Here is a 5,031-nt window from a genome sequence, read left to right on the forward strand (position 1 = left end):
CGGTGCAAAATAGCCTATTTAACTATCTTATTCTAGATAGTATAATTGGCGTTGAGGATGTTTTCAGAAAAGGAGTTTCCAACGGTGGCCGGCAAATCATCGATTTCCGACCTCGATGCCCAGATCGAGAAGCTCAGAGAACGCAGGAGAAGTTTGATCGTTAAATCCGCCGAGCGGTTTGCCCGCGCTGCGACGAAGTCGGGGCTGGCGGAAATGGAGATTGCCGACGTGGAGATCGACCGGATCTTCGAAGAGATCTCTGCGCGATTTCGCAAAGATGAAAAGAAAGGGCCTGGTGGCACACCTCCTCAAACACGTCGACCATCAGATAGTGGGACTGGAGCGCCGTCGGAGGTTTCACATGACGGCTGACCGGAAGAGGCAAGCGCGCGAAAAATTTCTGCTCGGCGCTATCGTCGTCAAAGCCGGGCTGTCGAAGGCCGACCGGGCGTTCCTGCTCGGCGGCCTGATCGAACTGGCAAACGTGATACCGGGCTCGCCCGAGCATCAGCGGCTGCGCGACATTGGCGAAGAGGCGTTTAAGGCCTCTTCGCGCGATCCTCTCTCGCTGGGCATAGAGGAGAACTCCGGATGGCGCTGAAGGGCCGATTGCATCCGAGCCTGCTGCTCGTTCTTGTGCCGGTCGCGGTCACCGCCGTGACCGTCTATGTCACTGGCTGGCGATGGTCGGCACTGGCCCACGGCCTGTCGGGCAAGACGGAGTATTGGTTCCTGCGAGTCGCACCGGTGCCGGCGCTTTTGTTCGGACCGCTCGCCGGGCTTCTGACCGTCTGGGTGTTGCCGCTGCATCGCCGGCGGCCGATCGCGATAGGCAGCCTCTTGTGCTTTCTCGCCATCGCCGGCTTCTATGCTTTGCGGGAGTATGGGCGTCTCGCGCCAGCGGTGAAACGTGGCGCGGTCACATGGGATCGCGCGCTTTCCTACCTGGATATCGTTGCCATCATCGGCGCCCTGGCGGGGTTCATGGTGACGGCAGTGGCGGCGCGCATCTCCGTCGTCGCGCCCGAACAGGTCAAACGGGCGAAGGGCGGAACCTTCGGCGATGCCGATTGGCTTTCGATGTCGGCGGCGGCAAAACTCTTTCCGCCCGACGGCGAGATCGTCGTCGGCGAGCGTTACCGCGTCGATAAAGAGACCGTTCACGAGTTGCCCTTCGATCCGAGGGATCGCAGCACATGGGGACAGGGCGGCAAGGCGCCACTGCTCACCTACAGCCAAGACTTCGATTCCACCCATATGCTCTTCTTCGCCGGATCTGGCGGATACAAGACGACCAGCAATGTCCTGCCGACCGCGCTGCGCTACATCGGCCCGCTGATCTGCCTCGATCCTTCCACCGAAGTCGCACCGATGGTGGTTGAGCATCGCACCCGCGTTCTCGGGCGCGAGGTCATGGTGCTCGATCCGGCAAACCCGATCATGGGCTTCAATGTGCTCGATGGCATCGAGCACTCGAAGCGAAAAGAGGAGGATATCGTCGGCATCGCCCACATGCTTCTGTCCGAAAGCCTGCGTTTTGAATCCTCGACAGGCTCCTATTTCCAGAACCAGGCGCACAATCTCCTGACCGGCCTGCTTGCCCATGTCATGCTATCGCCGGAATATGCCGGTCGGCGCAACCTGCGCAGCCTGCGCGAAATCGTTTCCGAGCCGGAACCCTCCGTCCTCGCGATGCTGCGCGACATTCAGGAACACTCGGGAAGTGCCTTCATCCGCGAAACGCTCGGCGTCTTCACCAACATGACCGAGCAGACCTTTTCGGGGGTCTATTCGACGGCGTCGAAGGATACGCAATGGCTCTCATTGGACAGTTACGCCGCGCTCGTCTGCAGCAATGCCTTCAGGTCGAGCGATATCGTCACTGGTGGGACGGACGTCTTCCTCAATATCCCGGCGTCGATCCTGCGCTCCTATCCGGGCATCGGGCGCGTTATCATCGGCTCTCTGATCAACGCCATGGTCCAGGCCGACGGCGGCTTCAGCCGCCGGGCACTCTTCATGCTGGATGAGGTCGATCTGCTCGGCTACATGCGCGTGCTGGAGGAGGCGCGCGACCGCGGCCGCAAGTACGGGATCAGCATGATGCTGCTCTACCAATCGGTCGGACAACTGGAGCGGCACTTCGGGAAGGATGGCGCGACGTCATGGATCGATGGCTGCGCCTTTGCCAGCTACGCTGCGATCAAGGCGCTTGATACCGCCCGGAACGTCTCTGCCCAATGCGGGGAAATGACCGTCGAAGTTCAGGGCCGATCCCGCAACATCGGCTGGGATACGAAAAACGGCGGCACGCGCAAGTCCGAGAGCGTCAATTTCCAGCGCCGGCCGCTGATCATGCCGCACGAGATCACCCAGTCGATGCGCAAGGACGAGCAGATCATCATCGTGCAGGGCCATAGCCCGATCCGCTGCGGCCGGGCGATCTATTTCCGGCGAAAGGACATGAACGCGGCAGCCAAGGCGAACCGTTTCGTCAAACCGGTGCCGTGAGTGACGGTTGATCCCGCACCTCGTCCTTGCCGAAGCCTTTATCGATACCGCCGACGACAGAGGAAGGTATCGCCCATGCGTATCCGGCCGGATCGGCCCCAACGGGCAAGACAAGATCGAAACTTCGACGCGCGGAGCGGGGGAGACTATTTGCGACAGCTGCAGCAGGCCAAGCGGTAACGAGGCTATCACGAGCCAAAGGTCAGCGGAATCGGCTGACCTCCGTGGCCGACTTGCGGAGACTAATGGCTTCGCGCAGCAGCGGCGGGAAGAAAGCCTTGCTGAAGCGGCCGGTTGGTGGCTCGGGCTCAAGATAGAATGAGTTTCCAACGATGTCGGTATTGAACTCTTCGAAGATGATCCAAAGCCTGCTATCGGCATCGAGACCGACGCGGCGCTTTTCGATCGCCGGCACTTTCACGGCAAACCGCGATGCTTCCGGCTGCTTGGTGGTGATCGGAAAGAAGAGAACCAGATCACCATCCGGCCGCGGCATTCTCACGCCCACAGCAACCGGCCGCTCCTTGCGTCCTTCCGTCTCGCCACGCCCAGCCTCTCGGGCCATAGGTAAGGAAAGCGAATGACGCTTGCGGTCTGGATCAGCTCGTAGTTCATCAGCGGCCTGCCTCGTCCTCGCCGGCGTAGGCCTCGACGGCGTTTTCGAACTCGGCAAACAGTTCATCGGGCATCGTTTCGATGATCCCGACGGTGCGCCGGTCCGATTGCTTCACCAGCCGCTGGTAGTCTTCGATATTCAGGAGAACCAGCCGGGGCTTATTCCGCTGGGTGATGGTCACTGGATGGCACAGGGCCTCGGCGATGATATCGCCAGATTTACGCGATAGATCGCTGGTTGAATAGGAACCGCTTGATTTAGGCATATGGGTTTCCTTTTTGCTGTATTTGTTGTGATTTACAACAATGCTGCAACTTTGCTTACAGTGCCTGAGCATCGCCAGTAAGAGGCGGCGACGTCCGCCGCCTCTCTGCATCCGAGCGTCTTTACCACTAGGATTGAACGGCGCGCACAGCTTGAACCGGAATTCCAGTTTCCTCCGTGATTTGCTTTACGATCGACGACAGCGAGCCGAGCTCCTGCTCGGTCAGCGCGACCAGCTCCGGATAGGCGACCTCGACCCCACCGTCATCCGCCGTCAAAGCGTTGATCCAATCGCTGCCCTTGATGCGGTATTCGTGGGTGTCGAAATCGATTTCGAGGTCGTCCAGCAGAGTGATTGTGAAGCGCCCGAATATCTCCCTCTCGCCCTGCAGCTGATAGGCAATGAATTCGTCATCGCCACCCAGAAGGTTTCGTTGCGATTCCATGATGACGCGGATTCGAGCGATTGCCGCCTCGAGTCCTTCAATCAGGCGGTCGTGAAGCTCTCGCGAGAAGTTGGTATCGCAGCCGAAGCGATTTGCGAGGACGAGGAGCCGGAAACCGGCAAGCTTGGTGCAGAGCATGAGGTTCTGGTCGGATGTCATAATGTGATCTCCTTCATCTTGATGACGGAGATCGGCCACTCCTTTGCAAAGAGGGGTCAAGGACCGCGGAACGCGGCTCGCAAGCGGGGGAACCGATTTTGTCGCTTGCGGCAAAATTGGGGGAGACCGCGCCGTCCTTGACGCCGGATTTGCTGGAGTAAAATAGGACGTCAGAGAGAGAAGAGACCCGCGGCCCCAAAGGGGACGCGACCGTTTCCGGCGTCAGCCGGCGGGGGAGCGTCGAGGGGTGAAACCCCTGATAGCCTGGCGGGCCGGTCGATCCGGCCGGCCTGGCTCACGGACACGGCGATAAGCCTCCGTCAGAACGGAGGCTCAGCGTCGATGCGGCCGTCCTGCTCGGCCCAGATCACCTCACGTTCGGCCAGCGCCAGTTCGAGTGCGTTCTCGATCTGGCGACGCTCGGCTGTATCGGCGTTCCGCAGCTCGGCCCGCAGCAGCGCGATGACTTCGTCGATGCAAGTGGTCATTGTCGTCTCCTTGACGTTTGTGAAAGACGACGGCCGCGGCCATGGCGGGATGCAGGGGTCAAGGATTGCGAAGCAACCGGCGGAGCCGGGGAGTGGGGGAGCCGATTTTGTCGAAGTGGAGGGGACCGGAGCGGCGGTAAAATTGGGGGCACCGCTCATCCTTGAAGCCTTCATGCCGCCATGGCACCCTCGGACGGACTGAGCAGACCTTCCCTCTCCCTATGGCACCAGAAGAGCCGTCAATGGGCTCGACGCCCTTGACGGCTCGAATAACAACAGGCTTGCGGCAGAGACATTCCGGAAGTCGGCCTCGATCGCTCGAGGCCGGCGGCTGTCGTTCAGTTCGGGTTGTTCCAGAGGATCACCTTGCGGTTCGGCTCGCCGCCGGGCGCCGGTGCGAGATTGCCGAAGATCACGCCGATCTCCGGAGCCTCCAGCTTCACCGCGAGATATTCCTCTCCGGTCAGGCGGGCGATGCGGTTCCAGCCCGCGCCGATCTCAAAGCCGGTCTTGCGGTGGATGATGCGGTAGTCGGGAGCTTCCTCGC

General features: G+C 60.6%; 7 protein-coding genes and 1 pseudogene. 3 read left to right on the top strand and 5 right to left on the bottom strand.

Annotation, left to right across the window (positions count from 1 at the left end; all coding sequences use genetic code 11):
- The first annotated feature begins 84 nt into the window (after window positions 1–84).
- From FY112_RS27855 to traG, 3 genes are read left to right on the top strand one after another with little or no spacing between them, the layout of a single operon-like run.
- Complete coding sequence (locus FY112_RS27855) at window positions 85–372, top strand: TraC family protein (RefSeq protein ID WP_151519822.1); 288 nt, start codon at window positions 85–87, stop codon at window positions 370–372.
- On the top strand, window positions 362–601 hold the full coding sequence (locus FY112_RS27860; RefSeq protein WP_151519780.1) for a conjugal transfer protein TraD: 240 nt from the start codon (window positions 362–364) through the stop codon (window positions 599–601). The genes FY112_RS27855 and FY112_RS27860 overlap by 11 nt, the downstream gene beginning before the upstream one ends.
- On the top strand, window positions 592–2,511 hold the full coding sequence (gene traG / locus FY112_RS27865) for a Ti-type conjugative transfer system protein TraG (RefSeq protein WP_151519781.1): 1,920 nt from the start codon (window positions 592–594) through the stop codon (window positions 2,509–2,511). The genes FY112_RS27860 and traG overlap by 10 nt, the downstream gene beginning before the upstream one ends.
- A 202-nt stretch (window positions 2,512–2,713) precedes the next feature.
- On the opposite strand, the pseudogene FY112_RS27870 reads toward traG, so the two are convergent.
- The 5 genes and pseudogenes from FY112_RS27870 to FY112_RS27895 form a co-directional block, all read right to left on the bottom strand.
- Window positions 2,714–3,126, bottom strand: a pseudogene (locus FY112_RS27870) (hypothetical protein).
- Complete coding sequence (locus tag FY112_RS27875) at window positions 3,126–3,392, bottom strand: type II toxin-antitoxin system prevent-host-death family antitoxin (RefSeq protein ID WP_151519783.1); 267 nt, start codon at window positions 3,390–3,392, stop codon at window positions 3,126–3,128. The pseudogene FY112_RS27870 and the gene FY112_RS27875 overlap by 1 nt, the downstream one beginning before the upstream one ends.
- Window positions 3,393–3,519: 127 nt before the next feature.
- Window positions 3,520–3,996 (bottom strand): hypothetical protein, encoded by a 477-nt coding sequence (locus tag FY112_RS27880; RefSeq protein ID WP_151519784.1) that lies wholly within the window; start codon window positions 3,994–3,996, stop codon window positions 3,520–3,522.
- A 320-nt stretch (window positions 3,997–4,316) separates the two neighbouring features.
- A complete protein-coding gene (locus tag FY112_RS36955; RefSeq protein WP_181018289.1) occupies window positions 4,317–4,484 on the bottom strand; it encodes a hypothetical protein in 168 nt (55 codons plus the stop codon).
- A gap of 338 nt (window positions 4,485–4,822) precedes the next feature.
- A partial coding sequence (locus FY112_RS27895; protein ID WP_246700762.1) for a DUF736 family protein occupies window positions 4,823–5,031 on the bottom strand: 209 nt, incomplete at its 5' end.

Origin of the sequence: Rhizobium sp. PEPV16, assembly GCF_008919455.1 — a bacterium.
GTDB lineage: Bacteria > Pseudomonadota > Alphaproteobacteria > Rhizobiales > Rhizobiaceae > Rhizobium > Rhizobium leguminosarum_Q.